The organism is Enterobacter sp. DN, from assembly GCF_046054285.1.
In the GTDB taxonomy this organism is placed as follows: Bacteria; Pseudomonadota; Gammaproteobacteria; order Enterobacterales; family Enterobacteriaceae; genus Enterobacter; species Enterobacter hormaechei_C.
In genome coordinates, this window is the sequence record NZ_JBJJTG010000001.1 from 529483 (window position 1) to 550704 (window position 21222).

Annotated in this window: 20 protein-coding genes; 7 read left to right on the forward strand and 13 right to left on the reverse strand. The window is 55.8% G+C overall.

What is annotated here, in order from left to right; translation table 11 throughout:
• Window positions 1–56: 56 nt before the first annotated feature.
• A complete protein-coding gene (chaB, locus tag ACJTMZ_RS02450; protein WP_003856674.1) occupies window positions 57–287 on the reverse strand; it encodes a putative cation transport regulator ChaB in 231 nt (76 codons plus the stop codon).
• A gap of 268 nt (window positions 288–555) precedes the next feature.
• Here chaB and chaA point away from each other — a divergent pair, with 268 nt between their 5' ends.
• The gene (gene chaA / locus ACJTMZ_RS02455; RefSeq protein ID WP_003856672.1) at window positions 556–1656 is read left to right on the forward strand and encodes a sodium-potassium/proton antiporter ChaA; all 1101 of its coding nucleotides are present in this window, start codon (window positions 556–558) and stop codon (window positions 1654–1656) included.
• A gap of 115 nt (window positions 1657–1771) precedes the next feature.
• On the opposite strand, the gene kdsA is transcribed toward chaA, so the two are convergent.
• From kdsA to hemA, 6 genes are read right to left on the reverse strand one after another with little or no spacing between them, the layout of a single operon-like run.
• Window positions 1772–2626 (reverse strand): 3-deoxy-8-phosphooctulonate synthase, encoded by an 855-nt coding sequence (gene kdsA, locus ACJTMZ_RS02460; protein ID WP_003856671.1) that lies wholly within the window; start codon window positions 2624–2626, stop codon window positions 1772–1774.
• A gap of 36 nt (window positions 2627–2662) precedes the next feature.
• Window positions 2663–3472: an invasion regulator SirB1 gene (gene sirB1 / locus ACJTMZ_RS02465; RefSeq protein WP_006810913.1), complete on the reverse strand. Its 810-nt coding sequence runs from the start codon at window positions 3470–3472 to the stop codon at window positions 2663–2665.
• Window positions 3473–3475: 3 nt separating this feature from the next.
• Window positions 3476–3868: an invasion regulator SirB2 gene (gene sirB2 / locus ACJTMZ_RS02470; RefSeq protein ID WP_023296762.1), complete on the reverse strand. Its 393-nt coding sequence runs from the start codon at window positions 3866–3868 to the stop codon at window positions 3476–3478.
• On the reverse strand, window positions 3865–4695 hold the full coding sequence (gene prmC / locus ACJTMZ_RS02475; protein ID WP_045329996.1) for a peptide chain release factor N(5)-glutamine methyltransferase: 831 nt from the start codon (window positions 4693–4695) through the stop codon (window positions 3865–3867). The genes sirB2 and prmC overlap by 4 nt, the downstream gene beginning before the upstream one ends.
• The gene (prfA, locus tag ACJTMZ_RS02480; RefSeq protein ID WP_003856667.1) at window positions 4695–5777 is read right to left on the reverse strand and encodes a peptide chain release factor 1; all 1083 of its coding nucleotides are present in this window, start codon (window positions 5775–5777) and stop codon (window positions 4695–4697) included. The genes prmC and prfA overlap by 1 nt, the downstream gene beginning before the upstream one ends.
• A 41-nt stretch (window positions 5778–5818) precedes the next feature.
• Window positions 5819–7075, reverse strand: a complete 1257-nt coding sequence (gene hemA, locus ACJTMZ_RS02485; protein WP_023296765.1) for a glutamyl-tRNA reductase — start codon at window positions 7073–7075, stop codon at window positions 5819–5821.
• Between the two features lie 201 nt (window positions 7076–7276).
• Between hemA and lolB the strand changes: the two genes are divergently transcribed.
• The 4 genes from lolB (at window position 7277) to dauA (ending at window position 11631) form a co-directional block, all read left to right on the forward strand.
• Window positions 7277–7888, forward strand: a complete 612-nt coding sequence (gene lolB, locus ACJTMZ_RS02490; RefSeq protein WP_003856665.1) for a lipoprotein insertase outer membrane protein LolB — start codon at window positions 7277–7279, stop codon at window positions 7886–7888.
• Window positions 7885–8754, forward strand: coding sequence for a 4-(cytidine 5'-diphospho)-2-C-methyl-D-erythritol kinase (gene ispE, locus ACJTMZ_RS02495; protein WP_017693293.1), 870 nt, complete (start codon window positions 7885–7887; stop codon window positions 8752–8754). The genes lolB and ispE overlap by 4 nt, the downstream gene beginning before the upstream one ends.
• Window positions 8755–8879: 125 nt before the next feature.
• Entirely contained in the window at window positions 8880–9827 is a 948-nt protein-coding gene (gene prs / locus ACJTMZ_RS02500) for a ribose-phosphate diphosphokinase (protein WP_003856663.1), read from the forward strand.
• 124 nt (window positions 9828–9951) lie between these two features.
• Window positions 9952–11631, forward strand: coding sequence for a C4-dicarboxylic acid transporter DauA (dauA, locus tag ACJTMZ_RS02505; protein ID WP_048247217.1), 1680 nt, complete (start codon window positions 9952–9954; stop codon window positions 11629–11631).
• On the opposite strand, the gene ACJTMZ_RS02510 is transcribed toward dauA, so the two are convergent.
• Both ACJTMZ_RS02510 and ychH read right to left on the reverse strand, forming a co-directional pair.
• Window positions 11617–12675 (reverse strand): MerR family transcriptional regulator, encoded by a 1059-nt coding sequence (locus ACJTMZ_RS02510; protein WP_048247215.1) that lies wholly within the window; start codon window positions 12673–12675, stop codon window positions 11617–11619. The genes dauA and ACJTMZ_RS02510 overlap by 15 nt on opposite strands.
• 119 nt (window positions 12676–12794) lie before the next feature.
• Window positions 12795–13070 carry a stress-induced protein YchH gene (gene ychH / locus ACJTMZ_RS02515; RefSeq protein ID WP_003856655.1) on the reverse strand — a complete coding sequence of 92 codons (276 nt, stop codon included), beginning with the start codon at window positions 13068–13070 and terminating at the stop codon, window positions 12795–12797.
• Window positions 13071–13344: 274 nt separating this feature from the next.
• On the opposite strand from ychH, the gene pth reads away from it, so the two are divergent.
• The gene (pth, locus tag ACJTMZ_RS02520; RefSeq protein WP_006810922.1) at window positions 13345–13929 is read left to right on the forward strand and encodes an aminoacyl-tRNA hydrolase; all 585 of its coding nucleotides are present in this window, start codon (window positions 13345–13347) and stop codon (window positions 13927–13929) included.
• A gap of 126 nt (window positions 13930–14055) precedes the next feature.
• Window positions 14056–15150 (forward strand): redox-regulated ATPase YchF, encoded by a 1095-nt coding sequence (gene ychF / locus ACJTMZ_RS02525; RefSeq protein WP_003856650.1) that lies wholly within the window; start codon window positions 14056–14058, stop codon window positions 15148–15150.
• A 57-nt stretch (window positions 15151–15207) separates the two neighbouring features.
• On the opposite strand, the gene ACJTMZ_RS02530 is transcribed toward ychF, so the two are convergent.
• The 4 genes from ACJTMZ_RS02530 to ACJTMZ_RS02545 form a co-directional block, all read right to left on the reverse strand.
• Window positions 15208–15681: a hypothetical protein gene (locus tag ACJTMZ_RS02530; protein ID WP_017384271.1), complete on the reverse strand. Its 474-nt coding sequence runs from the start codon at window positions 15679–15681 to the stop codon at window positions 15208–15210.
• A gap of 172 nt (window positions 15682–15853) precedes the next feature.
• Entirely contained in the window at window positions 15854–16336 is a 483-nt protein-coding gene (locus ACJTMZ_RS02535) for an SMI1/KNR4 family protein (RefSeq protein ID WP_017384273.1), read from the reverse strand.
• Window positions 16337–16346: 10 nt separating this feature from the next.
• Complete coding sequence (locus ACJTMZ_RS02540) at window positions 16347–20717, reverse strand: RHS repeat-associated core domain-containing protein (RefSeq protein ID WP_252010648.1); 4371 nt, start codon at window positions 20715–20717, stop codon at window positions 16347–16349.
• Window positions 20718–20720: 3 nt separating this feature from the next.
• Window positions 20721–21161: a DcrB-related protein gene (locus ACJTMZ_RS02545; RefSeq protein ID WP_045338152.1), complete on the reverse strand. Its 441-nt coding sequence runs from the start codon at window positions 21159–21161 to the stop codon at window positions 20721–20723.
• Window positions 21162–21222: the final 61 nt, after the last annotated feature.

Here is a 21222-nt window from a genome sequence, read left to right on the forward strand (position 1 = left end):
CAGCGGCAGGTCAACCGCCTGAAATGTCAAAATGGAGGCAGCGTGTTATTTGGCGGCTATTTCTTTTTGTGCCATTTATCATCGTCCCCTTTCTCATAGTCATTTTTCACGGCGGCCCAGGCCACCTTATGCGCCGTCTCTTCACGGCTGGCATCGTCCCGGCGATCTTCTTTATCTTTGTACTGATCCCAGGCGCTGTTAAAGGCTTCTTTGTAGATATCCTGGGCGTGGGCAGGCAATACGTTTTGCACGTTATCCGGTAATTCGCTTTTCGATTTGTATGGCATCGTTAACCTCTCTTTTGGCTAAAAGATAAGTGTGGACGACGATACGCGAGGGTGCCACTCGACAGAAAGAAATGAACAATATAAAAATGTAATTCATTGTTATTAAACTAATATTTAACAGAGATAAGGCATTATAAGCCTCAGACATAAAAATTATAATAAAGGGTAAAATTAAGTAAAAAATACAGGGTATTTAACAGATTTCTGTTAATTTAATACCTTTAAAATCTATCTATAATTACAAGCACCTGCATTGTTGGAGAAACACATGACAGCAACACACGAGGCGGTAAAAACCCGCCACAAGGAGACCTCTCTCATTTTCCCGGTTCTGGCACTGGCTGTGCTGCTCTTCTGGGGAAGCAGTCAGTCATTGCCAGTGGTTGTGGGGATCAATATTCTGGCTCTGGTGGGTATTTTAACCAGTGCATTTAGCGTGGTACGCCATGCGGATGTGTTAGCCCACCGTCTTGGAGAGCCGTATGGGTCATTAATTTTAAGCCTTTCGGTTGTGATTCTTGAAGTCAGTTTAATTTCCGCATTAATGGCCACCGGCGACGCCGCGCCAACGCTAATGCGCGATACGCTCTACTCCATCATTATGATTGTTACCGGCGGCCTGGTCGGTTTTTCACTTTTATTAGGTGGTCGCAAATTTGCCACCCAGTACATGAACCTCTTTGGCATTAAACAGTACCTGATCGCCCTGTTCCCGCTGGCGATTATTGTGCTGGTGTTCCCGATGGCGCTGCCGGGTGCAAATTTCACCACCGGCCAGGCGCTGCTGGTGGCGCTGATTTCCGCGGCGATGTACGGCGTGTTCCTGCTGATCCAGACCAAAACGCACCAGAGCCTGTTTGTTTACGAGCATGAAGACGACGGCGACGACGATGACCCGCATCACGGTAAGCCGTCGGCGCACAGCAGCGCGTGGCATACGGTTTGGCTGATCGTGCATCTGATTGCCGTTATTGCTGTCACCAAGATGAATGCGAACCCGCTGGAGGCGCTGTTAACTGAACTGAACGCGCCGGTCGCCTTTACCGGTTTCCTGGTGGCCCTGTTGATCCTGTCGCCAGAAGGCCTGGGAGCGCTGAAAGCGGTGCTCAATAATCAGGTGCAGCGGGCGATGAATCTGTTCTTCGGCTCCGTTCTGGCGACCATCTCCCTTACCGTTCCGGTGGTGACGTTGATTGCCTTTATGACGGGAAATGAATTGCAGTTTGCGCTGGGTGCGCCAGAGATGATTGTGATGGTGGCATCCTTGCTGCTGTGCCAGATATCCTTCTCCACCGGCCGCACCAATGTGCTGAACGGCGCGGCGCATATGGCGCTGTTTATTGCGTATCTGATGACGATATTTGCGTAGCCTTTTTGCCCAGCGGCGCTTCGCTTGCAGGGCCTACGGGTTTTGTAGGCCGGGTAAGCGCAGCGCCACCCGGCAATATGCCCCATAAAAAAACCCGCCGAAGCGGGTTTTTTTATTAGTTGCTGGTATCCAGCTCGTCGAAGCTCTTCACCAGATCGTCAATCGCTTTGATCTGTTTCAGGAACGGCTCCAGCTTATCCAGCGGCAGCGCGGATGGACCGTCGCATTTCGCGTTAGCCGGATCCGGGTGCGCTTCAATAAACAGACCCGCCAGGCCGGTTGCCATACCGGCGCGCGCCAGTTCGGTCACCTGCGCACGACGCCCGCCAGACGCGGCGCCAAACGGGTCGCGGCATTGCAGGGAGTGGGTCACGTCGAAAATCACCGGAGACTGGTTAGAGACGTTCTTCATCACGCTGAAGCCCAGCATATCCACAACCAGGTTGTCATAACCGAAGTTTGAACCACGGTCGCAGAGGATCACCTGGTCGTTACCGCCTTCGATAAACTTGTCGACGATGTTACCCATCTGGCCAGGGCTCACGAACTGCGGTTTTTTCACGTTAATCACGGCACCGGTTTTCGCCATCGCTTCTACCAGATCAGTCTGGCGAGCGAGGAACGCCGGAAGCTGAATCACGTCTACCACATCAGCCACGGGCTGTGCCTGAGACGCTTCGTGCACGTCGGTGATCACTTTCACGCCAAACGTCTGTTTCAGCTCCTGGAAAATCTTCATCCCCTCTTCCAGGCCCGGGCCACGGTAGGAGTGAATGGAGGAGCGGTTGGCTTTGTCAAAAGAGGCTTTAAACACGTACGGGATGCCCAGCTTTTGGGTCACGGTCACGTAGTGTTCGCAGATGCGCATAGCGAGATCGCGGGATTCCAGAACGTTCATACCGCCAAACAGCACGAACGGCAGGTCGTTTGCCACGTTGATATCACCAATGCTAACCACTTTTTGTTTCATAGGATCGCCTTATTCAGGTGTGAATCGGAATTAAGATTAATGCAGTGTAATGTGTTTATGCGCGATCGCGTTAATCTGCGCGCGGATCATCTCGCTGATCGGGTCTTCCGGACATTGCTCGACGAAATAATTCAAATCATTCAGCGCCACGTGCTCGCAGTCGAGCTGCGCATAAATCAGGCCGCGGTCGCGGATTTCGTACGGATCTTCCGGATTAAACTGCAACAGCACTTCGCTTGCGCGCAGGGCCAGCTCCATCTGACGCTCTTCCATCAGCGCAGACTTCAGCGTATCCAGGAGCTTGCGGATCACTTCGGCGTTATCGGCTTCATCGAGATCTTCATTGAACAGCTCAGCTATCGGGCTGATGTTGCCTTTCAGCCAGACGTCCAGCGTATGCTCATCCAGCGTGTCGCCGTTAAACGGATTGATTAACCACATCTCACCGTCCAGCCACTCCGCCCGCAAAATCATCTGCGTCGGGAAAATGACCGGCACCAGTGGAATATCCAGCTCGTGCGCAACCCACAGTAAAATGGCGCCCAACGCGACGGCACTGCCCTGACGATTTTTCAACACCTGGTCCAGCCACAGTGCGTCAGACAGGCGGTACACGCCTCGCGTGTCGCAGAAACCCCATTCGCCGTAGAAAAGCTCAATCAGCTTCTCTAATTGCCAGTCCTGCGGACGTGCCTGATTGATCTCTTCGCGCGCCAGGCTGACCAGATTCTCCAGTTCAGCGTAAACGTACTGTGACGTAAAATCGTCGCGGATCATCTCTGAAATCAGGATCATACCATCGCAGAGCGGCACTTTGTTAAATTCGAAATCGGCTAAGGACCTCATGACTTACCCCAGTAACGGTATTCTTGTGGTGGCGAGTTTAATGATGATGTACAGCACCACCAGACCCAGCAAAAAGGCGATAAACCCTGTCTGCTGGCTGCGCGGACGATGACGCCCAAGCGCGATAAAACCCAAAACGATGTAGATGATAACGCCAAACAGCTTTTCAGTCAGCCATGCGCCTTTATCAGTAAATGGCAGATAGCCGGTTTTCCACATTAACCCGGCTCCGGAAAGGAACAGCACCGTGTCGATACAGTGCGGGGCGATGCGTACCCAGCGGGCGTTAATCAGCGGATTGTTGCTGTAGCGCCACCAGTAGCGGGCAATGAAAAAGCCAATGGTCAGGGCAACGGAAATCAGGTGAACGGAGATCAGCAGCGTAAACAGGCTCATGACCACTGCCCCAGCGTCAGACGTTCATTGCCGCCGTAATCCCGGCAGGTTTCCACGGCAGCGTATCCGGCACGCGTAAACAGCGCTCGCACCGCCTCTCCCTGCGTCCAGCCATGTTCCACCAGCAGCCAGCCACCGGGAAGCAAATGTTGTCGTGACGTTGTCACAATGTGATCGAGATCCGCAAGTCCCTGATTCGCAGCGACCAGCGCGGTCAACGGTTCAAAACGCACGTCGCCCTGCGCGAGATGCGGATCGTCTTCGTCGATGTAGGGCGGATTGCTGACAATCATTTCGAACACACGGCTTTCAAGCGCGGCAAACCAGCTGCTTTGCAGAACGGAAACATTGTTCAGCCCCAGCCGTTCAACGTTGCGCCGCGCGAGGGCGACCGCATCAGGCATCACGTCTACCGCCGTCACGGTGCAGTCCGGTCGCTCGCTGGCAAGCGCCAGCGCAATCGCGCCGGTGCCAGTACCGAGATCGAGGATCTGACACGGCTGCGCCGGTAACCGCGCCAGCGCCTGCTCCACCAGACACTCGGTGTCCGGGCGCGGGATCAGCGTGGCCGCTGAAACGTACAGCGGAAGTGACCAGAACTCGCGCTCGCCAACCAGATGCGCCACCGGCTCGCCGGTTTTACGGCGGGCAAGCAGTGCCTCCAGCTGCGATTGCTGTTCAGCGGTCAGCGCGGTTTCGCCGAAAGCCAGGAGATATGTGCGGGCTTTACCCGTCACATGCTCAAGCAGAATTTCGGCGTCGCGCTTCGGGCTTTCACTTGCAGAAAGCTCACTGGCGGCATGGCGTAACCAGCGCTGAAAATCCATTAATCCTGCTCGGACAGTGCCGCCAGCTGGTCGGCCTGGTATTCCTGCACGATAGGCTCAATCAGCATATCGAGCTTGCCTTCCATCGCCTCATCCAGACGGTAGAGCGTCAGGTTGATGCGATGGTCGGTTACGCGACCCTGCGGGAAGTTATAGGTACGGTTACGGTCGCTACGATCGCCGCTGCCCAGCAGGTTACGGCGGGTAGAGGCTTCCGCCTGCTGGCGTTTCGCCATTTCCGCCGCGTGGATACGGGCGCCCAGCACGGATAACGCTTTAGCTTTGTTCTTGTGCTGGGAACGTTCATCCTGACACTCAACCACAATCCCGGTGGGCAGGTGAGTAATACGGATAGCGGAGTCGGTGGTGTTAACGTGCTGACCACCTGCCCCTGATGAGCGGAAGGTGTCGATGCGCAGATCTGCCGGGTTGATATCCGGCAGTTCCGCTTCCGGCAGCTCCGGCATCACCGCCACCGTACAGGCTGACGTATGAATGCGTCCCTGAGATTCTGTCGCAGGCACGCGCTGCACGCGGTGACCGCCGGATTCAAACTTGAGACGACCGTACACGCCGTCGCCGCTGATCTTGGCGATAACCTCTTTGTAGCCGCCATGCTCGCCTTCGTTGGCGCTCATGATCTCCACGCGCCAGCGACGGGATTCGGCATACCGGCTGTACATACGGAACAGATCCCCGGCGAACAGCGCCGCTTCGTCGCCACCGGTACCGGCGCGGACTTCCACAAAGGCGTTACGCTCATCATCCGGATCTTTCGGCAGCAGAAGCACCTGAAGCTGCTGCTCCATCTCTTCTGAACGCGCTTTCGCATCCTGTAACTCTTCCTGCGCCATCTCGCGCATCTCAGGATCGTCGAGCATCATCTGCGCGGTTTCGATATCTTCCTGGACCTGTCGCCAGTCGGTAAAGCATTTTGAAACATCACTTAACTGCGCGTATTCACGCGACAGCGCGCGAAAACGTTCCTGGTCGGCAATGGTCCCGGCATCACCGAGCAGCGCCTGGACTTCTTCATGGCGCTCGTGCAGAGCTTCCAGTTTAGCGACGATAGAAGGCTTCATAGGCGTAAATGCACCTTGTCTTAGAAAATGGGTATAGGGCGCTATTCCAGCCCGAGGCTGTTGCGCAGAATAGTCAGGCGTTCATCGTCCCCGTCACGGGCAGCCTGCTGAAGAGATTTGGTTGGGGCATGGATCAGGCGGTTGGTCAGTTTCCAGGCCAGATCCTGCATAATCGCCTGCGCGTCGCCGCCCTGTTCAAGGGCCGCTAACGCTTTGGCCGTCAGGTCATCACGCACCTGCTCCGCCTGACCGCGGTATTCGCGGATGGTCTCGCTGACGCTTTGTGCGCGCAGCCAGGCCATAAATTCGCTGGTTTCCTGTTCAACGATGGTTTCCGCCTGCACAGCCGCCGCCTTACGCTGGGCAAGGTTGTGCGAAATGATGCTTTGCAGGTCATCCACGCTGTACAGGTAGGCGTTCGCCAGTTTGCCCACTTCCGGTTCGACATCACGCGGAACGGCGATATCCACCAGCAGCATCGGCTGATTGCGGCGGGATTTCAGCGCACGCTCGACCATCCCTTTCCCGATAATCGGCAGCGGGCTGGCGGTAGAACTGATAATAATGTCCGCCTCTTTCAGACGTTCATCGATGTCGCTCAGCGCAATCACCTCAGCGCCCACTTCATCTGCCAGCACCTGCGCACGTTCGCGGGTGCGGTTGGCGATGATCATCTTCTTCACCTTGTGTTCGCGAAGATGGCGCGCCACCAGCTCGATGGTTTCGCCCGCTCCCACCAGCATTACGGTGACGGTCGACAGGGATTCAAAAATTTGACGGGCAAGGGTACAGGCCGCGAAAGCAACCGAAACCGCACTGGCGCCAATGTCGGTTTCGGTTCGCACACGCTTCGCCACGGAGAATGACTTCTGGAACATTCGTTCCAGTTCGCTGGCTTTCAGATGCCCTTTCTGGGAATCCGCGAAGGCTTTTTTCACCTGCCCAAGAATCTGCGGCTCGCCCAGCACCAGCGAATCCAGACCGCTGGCCACGCGCATCAGATGGCTGACCGCATCGTTATCCTGATGCCAGTACAGGCTGTTGCGCAGCTCTTCTTCGTTGAGGTTGTGGTAGTCACACAGCCAGCGGATCAGCGCCTCGTGCAGGTTGTCCTGCTCTTCTACGCTCAAATACAGCTCGGTACGGTTGCACGTCGACAGCACCACGCCACCCTGCACCATCGGCTGTGCAAGCAGGCTGTCCAGCGCCAGGTCGAGCGTATCCGGCGAAAACGTAACGCGTTCTCGCAGTGAAACCGGGGCCGTTTTGTGGTTAATACCGAGTGCTAATAGGGTCATGTTGAGCGGGAGTAGTACCAGCGTTAATAAGGTTAGCAGGACGCATCATACAGGATGCGCGAGATCAATAAAAGAGACTGCCCCCTTTCGGAGTAATAGCTTACGCCACGCTTTGAGATAATTTGAACGTAGACGGTGGCACCCTTCAACGCTAGCATTAACAGTTATAACTGCAACGTATCTCAAGGATTTGTCATCATTATGACCCGAATGATTCGCCTGCTGCCTCTGGCGGCCCTGGTTCTGACCGCCTGTTCCGTTCATCAGCCGAAAGGCCCGGGCAAAAGCCCTGACTCACCGCAGTGGCGTCAGCACCAGCAGGACGTGCTGAAATTAAGCCAGTACCAGACCCGCGGTGCATTTGCTTATCTCTCTGACGAACAAAAAGTTTACGCTCGCTTCTTCTGGCAGCAAACGGGTCAGGACAACTATCGCCTGCTGCTGCTGAACCCGCTGGGCAGCACCGAGCTGGAGCTTAACGCGAAGCCTGGCGAAGCGCAGATCACCGATAACAAAGGCCAGCACTACACGGCAACCGACGCCGAAGAGATGATTGGCAAGCTGACCGGAATGCCGATTCCGCTCAATAGTCTGCGCCAGTGGATCCTCGGCCTGCCGGGTGACGCAACCGACTATACGCTCGACGATCAATACCGTCTGAGCCAGGTGAACTACACCCAGGGCGGTAAAACCTGGAAAGTGGTGTACAGCGCGTATGACAGCAAGACGCAACCGTCGCTGCCGTCCAATATGGAGCTGACGCAGGGTAGCCAGCGTATCAAGCTGAAAATGGACAACTGGATCGTTAAATGATGACCCACTGGCCCTCTCCCGCAAAACTGAACCTGTTTCTCTACATTACCGGGCAGCGCGCTGACGGCTATCACACCCTGCAAACGCTGTTTCAGTTTGTCGATTACGGCGACACCATCTCCATCGAACCACGTCAGGACGGGCAGATTTGCCTGCTGACGCCGGTCGACGGCGTGGCGCATGACGATAACCTGATCGTGCGCGCTGCCCGCCTGCTAATGAAAACGGCGTCGACGTCGGGTCGTCTGCCGGCGGGAAGCGGTGCGGATATCCGTATCGACAAACGCCTGCCGATGGGCGGCGGTCTTGGCGGCGGCTCATCAAACGCCGCGACTGTACTGGTGGCGCTTAACCACCTCTGGGGCTGCGGTCTGACGACGGACGAACTGGCAGCGTTAGGGTTGACGCTGGGCGCCGATGTACCGGTGTTTGTGCGCGGCCACGCGGCGTTCGCTGAAGGTGTCGGTGAAATCCTCACGCCGGTCGATCCGCCGGAAAAATGGTATCTGATCGTTCACCCCGGCGTGAGCATTCCTACCCCGGTCATCTTTAAAGATCCTGACCTGAAAAGAAATACCCCGGCACGGTCAATAAAAACGTTATTAAATTGTGAATTCAGCAACGATTGCGAGGATATCGCAAGAAAACGTTTTCGCGAGGTTGATGCGGTGCTTTCCTGGCTGTTAGAATACGCGCCGTCGCGCCTGACCGGTACAGGGGCCTGTGTCTTTGCTGAATTTGACACCGAAACCGCCGCCCGTCAGGTGCTTGAGCAAGCGCCGGTTTGGCTGCATGGTTTTGTAGCACGCGGGATGAACACCTCCCCCCTACAGCAGGCCATTCTGGCGCAGACTGAGTTTCGGTGACAACGTCACCCTGTTCCAGACGTTGCATCGCGCTCTTTAATACACCGCCTGGATAGCGTTTGCTTAGGCCCCGCAGTTTGCGGCGAACGCTATCCACCACTGGACGCATGCCTGAGGTTCTTCTCGTGCCTGATATGAAGCTTTTTGCTGGTAACGCCACCCCGGAACTAGCACAACGTATTGCCAACCGCCTGTACACTTCCCTCGGCGACGCCGCTGTAGGTCGCTTTAGCGACGGCGAAGTCAGCGTACAAATTAACGAAAATGTACGCGGTGGTGATATTTTCATCATCCAGTCCACCTGTGCTCCAACGAATGACAACCTGATGGAATTGGTTGTTATGGTCGACGCGCTGCGTCGTGCTTCTGCTGGCCGTATCACTGCTGTTATTCCTTACTTTGGCTATGCACGTCAGGACCGTCGCGTCCGTTCCGCGCGTGTGCCAATCACCGCTAAAGTTGTCGCTGACTTCCTGTCCAGCGTCGGCGTTGACCGCGTACTGACGGTTGACCTGCACGCAGAGCAGATCCAGGGCTTCTTCGACGTGCCGGTTGATAACGTATTCGGCAGCCCAATCCTGCTGGAAGACATGCTGCAACTGAATCTGGACAACCCGATTGTGGTTTCTCCGGACATCGGCGGCGTGGTACGTGCGCGTGCTATCGCGAAGCTGCTGAACGATACCGACATGGCGATCATCGACAAACGCCGTCCGCGCGCTAACGTTTCTCAGGTGATGCACATCATCGGTGACGTGGCTGGCCGCGACTGCGTGTTGGTGGACGACATGATCGATACCGGCGGTACGCTGTGTAAAGCCGCTGAAGCGCTGAAAGAGCGTGGTGCGAAACGCGTATTCGCTTACGCCACTCACCCGATCTTCTCCGGCAATGCGGTAAATAACCTCCGTAACTCCGTCATTGACGAAGTTGTGGTCTGCGATACCATTCCACTGAGCGACGAGATCAAAGCGCTGCCAAACGTGCGTACGTTGACTCTGTCCGGGATGCTGGCCGAAGCGATTCGTCGTATCAGCAACGAAGAATCGATCTCTGCAATGTTCGAACACTGATCGAACACGGCCAAAAAACCCGCTACGGCGGGTTTTTTTGTTTATAGTATTTATTTGTATGACTTATGCCTCCTTCACCTGCCATTCACATGACAGATGATGCGCACACGGATGATAGATAATTGTGAAAAACGTAACCTCCTCACATGTTCTGCCCTTTCGCGCCCTCATCGACGCCTGCTGGAAAGAGAAATACACATCGTCACGCTTTGTTCGTGACCTGATAGCCGGGATCACCGTCGGGATTATTGCCATCCCGCTGGCGATGGCGCTGGCGATTGGTAGCGGCGTCGCGCCGCAGTACGGGCTGTACACCTCGGCCGTTGCGGGGATTGTGATTGCGCTGACGGGCGGGTCCCGCTTCAGCGTCTCCGGCCCGACTGCCGCCTTTGTGGTGATCCTCTACCCGGTTTCCCAACAGTTTGGTCTGGCAGGCCTGCTGGTTGCCACCCTGATGTCCGGCATCTTTTTAATTCTGTTTGGTCTGGCCCGCTTTGGTCGCCTGATTGAATATATTCCCCTTTCCGTAACGCTGGGGTTCACCTCGGGGATTGGGATTACCATCGGGACCATGCAGATTAAGGATTTCCTCGGCCTGCAAATGGCCCATGTTCCGGAGCACTATTTACAGAAAGTGGGCGCGCTGTTTATGGCGTTGCCGACGGCCAACCTGGGCGATGCAGCCATTGGCATCGTTACCCTCGGCACACTTATCGTCTGGCCTCGCTTAGGCATTCGTCTCCCGGGGCATCTGCCCGCTCTGCTGCTGGGCTGCGCGGTGATGGGCGTTGTCAACCTGCTCGGTGGACAGGTCGCCACCATTGGCTCCCAGTTCCACTATGTTCTGGCGGACGGCTCACAGGGCAGCGGCATTCCGCAGTTGCTGCCGCAGCTGGTTCTGCCGTGGGACATGCCGGGCTCAAGCTTCACCCTAAGCTGGGATTCCCTTCGCGCTCTGCTGCCTGCCGCGTTCTCCATGGCAATGCTGGGCGCGATTGAATCCCTGCTCTGCGCCGTCGTGCTCGACGGCATGACCGGCACTAAGCACAAAGCCAACAGCGAGCTGGTCGGCCAGGGCTTAGGGAACATCGTTGCACCGTTCTTCGGCGGTATTACCGCTACGGCTGCGATTGCCCGTTCCGCCGCGAACGTACGTGCGGGCGCGACATCACCGGTTTCGGCGGTCATTCACTCCCTGCTGGTGATCATGGCGCTGCTGATCCTTGCCCCGCTGCTTTCATGGCTTCCGCTCTCGGCCATGGCTGCGCTGCTGCTGATGGTGGCATGGAACATGAGTGAGGCGCATAAGGTGGTTAACCTGCTGCGCCGTGCGCCGAAAGACGACATTATCGTGATGCTGATCTGCATGTCGTTGACCGTACTGTTCGATATGGTTATCGCCATCAGCGTCGGCATTGTGCTGGCCTCGCTGCTGTTTATGCGCCGCATCGCGCAGATGACGCGTCTCTCCCCGGTTAACGTTGAGATGCCTGACGATGTGCTGGTGCTGCGCGTGATTGGCCCGCTGTTCTTCGCCGCGGCGGAAGGTCTGTTCAGCGATCTGGAATCCCGCATCGTGGGCAAACGGATTGTGGTGCTGAAATGGGATGCCGTCCCGGTGCTGGATGCCGGCGGTCTGGATGCCTTCCAGCGCTTTGTTGCCCGCCTGCCGGAAGGCTGCGAGCTGCGGATAAGTAACCTTGAATTCCAGCCCCTGCGCACCATGGCGCGCGCGGGCGTGCAGCCGATCCCTGGCCGATTGTCCTTCTACCCTAACCGTGAAGCTGCGTTAGCGGATCTGTGAGTCATCTGATGCAGAGACGCGTCTTTGCATCATCACCCCGATCGCCTGCTGGAGCCATTCAAGCACGGCAGGCGTCATCCACGTGCCTTTCATCAGATGCGGCTCCTGCTGCATGGCGAGGCGAAATTTTTGCTGGGTCTGCGGGTTTGTTCCCGCATAGGACTGGAATAAAACCAGCCAGTTTTCTGCCAGCTTTTGCGCATCGTCAGAAGCGGGACTGAGATTATCCCGCTGCGCCTGATGCAGCTTCGCCACCAGCGGCGGCCACTCCATCATCCGGTCAAAGTAGTGCGCCCGGGTAAAGGCCATCTCTTCGGCAGTGAGATATTTCTCCCAGATGCTGAGCTTTGATTCGGCAAACGCCCGCGTGATGTAATCAGTTATCTCCGGCGTAATGCCGGTTTGCTCCTGCATCTGCGGCTCCACGCTGTGCATCTCGTTCAGACGGGTCAAAAATTCCGGTTTGCCTGCGGTATCCTGCTCCAGGCGTCCCATCCACCGTGAAGCCAAATCGCTCGCCCGCGCGTCCGTGACGCTGACGTTCTGTTCCAGCAAGTGTTTAACCTCCGTCACCAGACCCGACCAGATATCCGCCAGCGCCTCTTTCTCTACCGCAAACGGCAGTTGCTGCAACTCTTCTTTGCTAAACCAGCGATCGTACATATTCATTAACTCCAGAGTCTGTAGCCAGGATTCCAGATCCGGCGTCGCATCGTCGGTCAGCCCGGTACGCAATTCCACCAGCCGGTTGCGCAGCGTATGGATGCTACGCAGTTGCTTGTCCAGCAGAGTGATTTGCCCGTCGAGTAATTCGGCTAATGACAGCGAACGCTGTTCCAGAAAATCCCTGATTTCGGCAAGCTCCAGTCCGGCTTTTGCCAGCGCCTGGATCATATGCAGACGCTGCACATCCGCCAGGTTATAAAGCCGGTAGCCTGCCGCGCTTCTGGCAGAAGGTAACAACAGCCCTGTTTGCTCGTAGTGATGCAAAGTCCGCACGGTGATCCCGGCACGTTTCGCCAGTTCACCCACCTGTATCAACATAACGGCTCCTTTTGTTCTGCCAGTGTCGTTACTCTGAAGCCTTACGTTACGTGAGGGTCAATGCGTCATGCAAAAAAAACGACTTCAGATGAAGTCGTTTCGGTGTTCTTTATGGGGCACTAGCTATGCTTGCGCTGGTCGCGGCGGCATCGTTTATCGTAATGGCGCACCCACCAGTATTTATCGCAGACTTCCTCATGTCCGCTCACGCGCGCCCCGGCGAGCCACAATACCGCACCAAGGAAGATACTCAGCACCGCGCCATGCGCAAAGTATTGTGGGAGGTCAAGCTGCGGTAATTGGTTTAAGATTGAATAACCGACACCGGCGACCATCACGAACAGTCCCAACCCCATTAGCACGTTACCGAGCATTGAAGCGTTTTTGCGTTTCATATGTCACCTCCGGAACTTTGGGTTGTCAGGGGAAAAGCCCCTTCTCCTTGTGTGTAAAGTATAGACAACGCCTCTTATATGAGTTGCGTGAATGATCACATTTACTGATCACTCCCGGACAAAAATTTACAAATAAGACATTGAACAGCTTGAAATTCTAATTGTTCAAAGAGGAAATTATTCGCATTTCGGTGTACAGCAGGCAGAACTTTGTCAAGCGGCGCGCCAGACAGTAAACTACGCGCCAGATCTGGAACCCATTAGGAAGTAAATCGTGACGATTAAACTGATTGTCGGCCTCGCCAATCCGGGCGCAGAGTATGCCGCTACCCGCCATAACGCCGGTGCCTGGTATGTTGATCTGCTGGCGGAGCGTTTGCGCGCTCCCCTGCGTGAAGAACCCAAGTTTTACGGGTATACCTCACGCATCAATCTTGCGGGTGCTGACGTGCGGTTGCTGGTGCCAACCACCTTTATGAACCTGAGCGGCAAAGCCGTGGCGGCCATGGCAACGTTTTATCGCATCAATCCGGATGAGATCCTGGTGGCCCACGACGAACTGGACCTGCCGCCAGGCGTGGCGAAGTTCAAACTGGGCGGCGGTCATGGCGGCCATAATGGTCTGAAAGACATCATCAGCAAACTGGGTAATAACCCTAATTTCCACCGTTTGCGCGTGGGAATCGGCCATCCGGGCGATAAAAACAAAGTTGTTGGTTTCGTATTGGGTAAACCCCCGGTTTCTGAGCAGAAGTTGATTGACGAAGCGGTGGACGAAGCGGCCCGCTGCACCGAGATTTGGCTTCAGGACGGCCTGACGAAAGCCACCAATCGACTGCACGCTTTCAAAGCGCAATAAACGGCGCCCTGGGGCTTTTTTACCGCGCGTCGCGCGGGTTACGTGTATAATAGGCGTAGTTATTTACTTTTCTTCAATCGGTTATCGTTAACGGATTGATTATCAAGATATTAAGGTGATTTAGAAATGGGATTCAAATGCGGTATCGTCGGTCTGCCAAACGTGGGCAAATCCACCCTGTTCAACGCGCTCACCAAAGCAGGTATTGAAGCGGCGAACTTCCCGTTCTGTACCATCGAGCCGAACACCGGTGTTGTTCCTATGCCCGATCCGCGTCTGGACCAGCTCGCGGAAATCGTGAAGCCACAGCGCATTCTGCCAACTACCATGGAGTTCGTGGACATCGCGGGCCTGGTAAAAGGCGCATCCAAAGGTGAAGGCCTGGGCAACCAGTTCCTGACCAATATCCGTGAAACCGAAGCGATCGGCCACGTTGTGCGCTGCTTCGAGAACGACAACATTATCCACGTTAACAACAAAGTGGATCCGGCTGACGACATCGACGTCATCAACACCGAGCTGGCCCTCTCTGACCTTGACACCTGCGAGCGCGCCATTCACCGCGTGCAGAAGAAAGCCAAAGGCGGCGATAAGGACGCGAAAGCGGAACTGGCTGCGCTGGAAAAATGTCTGCCACAGCTGGAAAACGCGGGCATGCTGCGCGCGCTGAAAAACCTGACTGACGAAGACAAAGCGGCGATCAAATACCTGAGCTTCCTGACCCTGAAGCCAACCATGTACATCGCCAACGTTAACGAAGACGGTTTCGAGAACAACCCGTATCTGGACAAAGTGCGTGAAATCGCTGCGGCTGAAGGTTCTGTAGTGGTAGCGGTTTGCGCTGCCGTTGAATCTGATATTGCAGAGCTGGACGACGCCGACCGCGAAGAGTTCATGGCCGAGCTGGGTCTGGAAGAGCCGGGCCTGAACCGCGTGATCCGCGCGGGCTATGAGCTGCTGAACCTGCAAACCTACTTCACCGCTGGTGTAAAAGAAGTGCGTGCGTGGACCATCCCTGTGGGCGCGACCGCGCCTCAGGCGGCTGGTAAGATCCACACCGACTTCGAGAAAGGCTTCATTCGTGCGCAGACTATCGCGTTTGAAGACTTCATCACCTACAAGGGTGAGCAAGGCGCGAAAGAAGCAGGCAAGATGCGTGCGGAAGGGAAAGATTACATCGTTAAAGATGGCGACGTGATGAACTTCTTGTTTAACGTCTGATTTGTTTTGAATAAAAAAAATCCACGCTTTGGCGTGGATTTTTTTTCGCGTGTCCTATCAATAGATAACTAGTTTGCCCGCTGGCCAAGTACCTGACCATCCACAGGGCATATGCCCAGCTTCATAAACATTAATTAAGCCTTCAAAAGCGAATGGCTCATGTAGTAAAGAACTATACGCATCTTCAAGCAAGTAATTCACAAGGTCCCATTTTAAGTTCTCAGTCATTGATCCTTTCTCAGACTCTGGGAAGATTATTTTTGGGATAATATCATTCTCCACAACTTTCTTAGCTTCTTTGACCAAAGAGTTCCAATATTGATATTTGTTAGTGTGTTTTTTTGCGAGATAGCCCGTTATTTCATAACCAGCCTCCAAGGTGGCACTTTCCCATTCATCGCTATTCAAGCCTTTTATAAATAAGCTAAGGGACTGAGCCTGGATAACACCAGGGAGTGTCGTTGCTACACCAAGATTAACAAACCAATTAATATTATTTAACCTATGTATTGCTAACTGGGATATCTTCATTTTTTAACCTGATTTATTCTACATGGGATTCTAGCTGCTTTCATACCACCAAGCCTGTCATGCTGTTTTATAATAAAACCCTATGATTTGTGTCACAGAGCTTTATTAAAAATATGAATATCAAAACAACAGCAATCGAAGTAAATAAATCGATTAAATTTTTAAATATTCTTTAAGAAAGATCTTCTTCTGCTACTAATCCATTAACAAAATTGGCAAATGAATTTGTCAGATATCTTTGAAGTTTTATGTGATTCTCTTGCATAGTCAAATCCTCATCAAAAGAATCTGTAGCAAAATATACTATTGAGTAATTGTCTAAATCTAGACAGAAGAAATTCCCTCCCCAATCATTTGCGAAAGGAAGCAGGTTTTTAGGAATCACTTCCCTATCCAACATGCTGATATAACAACCGTCGATTAAAGATCTAGGGTCATTATTTGTCTGACTATTATAAACAAACGGTTTAAACCCTGCCACCTCTACTGGCTCAAAATCTTCATCACCGTCCCACCAACTTTTCTCAGGAGTGCCACCATTAAATTGCAGATAATGTGAAACGAAATCATCCGGAAGAGTAATAGATAATTTCTCTTCCGTTTTAGTAATATCTGCACGTCCAATCTTTTTTTCACAGTTACTGAAATGGTTCATAGGTTATACCTCACTGATGACAGTTTGCACGCAATTTTTTCGGGACACGCCCCTTCAACCAGCCTTTAGAATGAGAAACAGCAATGGCTTCTTGGGAACCATATTTTACACCAAAATATTTCTCGAATTGTGAGACTGAGCCTTTATGTGGGAAAGTAGCTTCATGCGCAGAAGTTTTTACTAATTGCATTGTTGTCCTTCCTGTGGCTGGGTCAAAATCATCGACATGATGCCATGTATATCCAGTTGCATCGCTTTTAGAAATACCGGCTGCCTTGAAAGCCTCGGTGAAATCTCTATCTCGAGTTCCTTGCATTGTAATAGATACAATATTCTGTTTTGTTCCATTGATTGGGAAAAGATCTGGGCTTCCTGTAAAGTCGACTCCCTTTAATGCCAACCCCCACGGATCCACCCAACCCAGCGTATTCGGCGCATACTGGTAAAGGTTTATCCCCCCCGCCAGCCCTATCGGGTCCTGCTGCGTAAATCGTCCGCAGTCCGGGTCATAATACCGGAACAGATTGTAGTGCAGCCCTGTCTCACGGTCCAGGTATTGCCCCTGCATACGCAGGTTCTGGGAATATCCTGATACCTGCGTCTCGCTTTCCCGCAGCAGTTTGCCCCAGGCGCTGTTCACGCCTTCCCAGCGCACCTGCCCTTCGATATCCGTCATCCGCTCCGGCGTGCCGTTGGGCTGGCAGTGGAACCAGAAGATTTCCGGGGCATCAACGCCGTCGATACGCGCCAGCGGGTCGTAGCTGTCCTGATCGCTGTAGACGTAGGTGAGCGGCACATCTCCGTGCACCTCCTGCAACAGCCGGAACCCTTCCCAGACAAACCGGGTGGTGACCGGCTTGCCGGTTGGCTGTCCGCCCAGCATCTGGCGTCGCGTTTTGCTGATGCGTCGCCCGAGCGGGTCATAGCGGAAGCTGACCTGCGTCTGCGGCCTGTTGCAGCCCCGCGGCTGGCTGATGACCTCCGTCAGGCGGTGCTCGCCGTCGTAGCGGTAGTGCCAGCGGGTCTGGCCGTTATCCTTCTCCACGGTGCGGCCGTGGATGTCATAGCGCCAGCGAATGCCGTTCAGCTGCGTCAGGCGGTTGTGCGTGACCTTCTCAGCAGAGCCTTCGAGCGGGTTACCGGCAGCATCCCAGCGCCACTGCTCCTGGCCGGGCAGCGTGCCGTCCTGAACCAGCAGACGTCCGGCGCTGTCATACTGCCAGCGGTACCAGCTGAACGGGTTATCGTCCCGCTCTTCCCGCACCAGGTTATTGCGATAGTCGTAATCCCAGCGGCGGGACCAGCGGCGCGGCGACGGGCGCTGGGCATTGCCGGTAAAGACGTCCCGGCGATGCAGTCGGCCAAGACGGTCATATTCGCTGCGTGTGGTTAGCAGCCCCTGGGTGCGGCTGGTTTCACGGTGGAGTTCGTCGCGGGTAAAGTCGGAGACCGACAGCTTATCAAGCGCGATGCTGAGCAGATGCCCGCTGCCGTAGTAGAACTGTTTCAGCTCCCGGCCATCAGGCAGCGTGACGGAAGTGCGGTTGCCCAGCGCATCATACTCCCACGCCAGCTCTCCGTGTTCGCCCGTTTCGCGCGTGACGCGCCCGAGCGCGTCATACTCAAACACAAGCTCCTGCTCGGCCTCGGCGCTCCAGGCATCTTCTGAAAGCGCGGGATGCAGCCCAATCCGGCTCAGAAGGCCGGACGGGGTGTAGTGGTAGCGGGTCTGCCCCTCCGGCGTGGTGCGGGCGACCAGCTGGCCGCTCGCGCTCCAGGCGAAGGCATGGGTAATGGCCTCCGGATGTCCGGCGGCAAAGGTGCGCGCTATCGTACGCCCGCAGGCATCGTAGCGATACTGCGAGGCCACGCCATCCAGCCCCACCTCTTCCAGCAGCAGCGAGTCTGCGCCCCAGCGGAACTGATACGCTTCGCCGTTTTCGTTTTCCAGGGCAATCAGACGCCCGCGGCTGTCCCAGCGGCGACGCACCTCTTCACCCTGTGTATTACGGGTGGCGGTTAAGCGCCCTGCCTCGTCGTATCTGAACTCGCTCTCTTTCCCGTCGGCGCCCGCATGCTTCACCGGCAGACCACGTTCGTTCCATTTGAGCGACTCAGTCCAGCCTTCTGGTCGGTCGAGCTGCACCGGACGCCCCGCGGCGTCGTAGCGGTAACGCGTCTCTTCGCCGTCGGCGCTTATCTCAGCCACCAGCCAGCCCAGCGGATGATAACGGTATTGTGTCACACGGCCCGAACAGTCCGTCGCACGCACCATCTGCCCGGCCTCGTTGTACTCCTGGTAACGGCTGTTCCCGGCGGCATCGACTTCTTCCACAACCTGACCAAACTCGTCCCGACGCAGCAGCGAGGTCTGCCCCATCGGATCCACCACGCGTTTCAGCCCGTGATGTTCGTCATACAGGAACCGGGTGGCGCTACCGTCGGCTTCGATGATGGACGCCGGAAGCGCACGGTGCTCCAGCCAGGTGGTGGTGCGGGTATTGCCGTCGGCGTCGATCTCCTGCACCCGGTTGCCCATCTCGTCATAGACGAAGGTAACGGCATTACCCAGCGGATCGATGCGACGCGTGAGGAGTTCGTTGTCATCCCACTCGTAGCGCCAGTTCTCACCGCGCTCGTCAACGTAGCGAACAATCAGGTTTTGCGCGTTCCAGTAATGCTTTCGCGTCTGACCGTCGTAGTGATCGACGGTCGTCAGCCCGGCGGCTAAATCGTAGCTAAAGCGACAGCCGTCGCCGGTGCTGGTGCGGTTTTCCACCACGCGCCAGTGGTCGAATTTTTGCCAGCGGTATTCACTCTCCAGCCCGCCCGGCAGACGGTGCCAGACCATCAGGCCATCATCGTTATAACGGTATTCACGGGTTACCACGCCGGAGGCATCCGTTGCGCTGGCCAGCTGGCCGCGCGCGTCGTACCCCCACTTCATCAGCGGCCATGTCTGGTTGCCGTCAAAATGGCTGGCAGCGGTAACGCGCTGCGGGAAACGTTCATCGTCATAGCGCAGGGTGACATCGATCGCTCGCGGCTCATCGTGCAGACCGACCAGCCGCCCGTGCTCATCCCATTCCGTCAGCAACGCGTTGCCGTACTCGTCGCTGAGGGAGGCCAGGCGCAGGATGGAGGGGTTAGCGCGGGTCGGTTTATACAGACGCCACACCGCGCCGTCATCGTCAGCTATCGCCACGTCGCCGCTCTCATTGCGGCGGATAATGATGCCTTCGCTGATGCTGTAAAACGCGCGGTCGACCGGCGGCAGTTCAAAGCTCAGCTCGCGCCCGGTTTCATCGAACCAGGTGGCGTTGTTTTCTTCCAGCGCCAGATAGCTGTCAAAGGTGGTAGCCCAGCCCAGACCGAAAAGCCCTTCGCGGGTGGTCAGGCTGTTGTAGCTGCGCTGCCAGCGCAGCGGAAAGCGCCCTGGCAGCGAGAAATCGAGTTCGTCGTCGTCATTCAGCACCTTCACGCCAGTGGCGGCGTGAACCGGGTGCGAGGAGCCGAACACGGCGTTGACGGCCATATCCGCCAGCATCCCGCCACCGGCAGCAGCCAGCGCGCAGGGCATGTTTTTCAGGATCTTGCCTGGCCGCCCGCGCAGCAGGGAGAGCGCAATCATCCCCAGCGCCAGACCCGGCGTTTTACCGCTTTTGATATCGCGGACCGTGAGCGCGTCGCCGCCTATGATCACGTTCGGGGAGACGTCGTCGGAAACGGTGCCCTCGCAGGTGGTGCGATCTTTTGCGCGCACCGCAGGCTGTCCGTTGATGAAGACGCTTTTCGAGCCTTCCGCCAGATACTGCGGCCCGGAGTGTTTATCACACGCCACCTTGTCTTCTTCCAGCGGCGAGGTCCCTGCGGCGGCAGAGGCGACGCTCGGCTGCCACATCTCGCTGCCGAACTGTCCGGCAGCGGAGAGCAGCATGCCCGCGTAGTCGGCAAAGCTGCCCGGCGACTGCGGCTCAGGGGACGGGGTATCGGCAGGCGTTAACGTCCCGGCGGCGCGCGCAGCGGGAAGTTTATTTGTCAGAACATTGCTCGAACCGGTGGTGATTTTGCCCGCGGGCGACGGCGGGAAAAGCGCGTTACCCAGCCCTTCAGCGGCGTTGCTAATATCGTCGGTGATCCCGGCGACGTTCGCCAGAACCCCGCCGATAATGCCGCTCAACAGACAGCTGGATCCAATCGCCGCCACGCCTGCTGCTGCGGCCCCGGCTCCCAGCAGTGGGGCCGCGACGGTCGCTGCCGCGCCCACCGCCGCGCCAATCACCGCATAGGCAGCGCCTTCCGCCACAATGCTGGTAATATCAGCAAAAATGCTGGAGTGAATAATCTCGTCACCCTTACGGGCCGCGTTGTTATCGCTCATGCCTTACACATTCCGGTTGTCGTTTAGCGTCAGACTCTGCCTCAGTGCGCTCCAGCGCGCCTCGTCCTCTTCCGTAAAGGCTTTTAAGGCCGAGAGGGTAAAAATCATCAGTACCGGTTTGCCTGGCGTCTGCACGGCCAGCTGTTTTTGCCACAGGCGCTGGCCGTTACGGTCAAAGGTGGTCTCAACTTCAACCCCATCAATGTTGCCGGCAGACCCGGCTTTTACGTGCTGAAATTCGCTCTGGGCGATCTCACCCATCTGAGGACGCAGCACGTCCCACTGGCGGTGAAACTCTTGTTCGTAGTCGCTGCCATCCGGGATAACGCCGCGGCTGACCACCACGGACAGCCCGCTTTCGTCATCGCGAATGATGTTCATGCTGTTGTCCTGCCAGGCGGCAGGAAAAAGGGTAAAGGAACCTTCCTGGAGGGTGTATTTCATCGGTGAACTCGCGTCTAAATTTGCTAAAGGGTTTTACGTGCCGCCACGGACAACCCGGCGG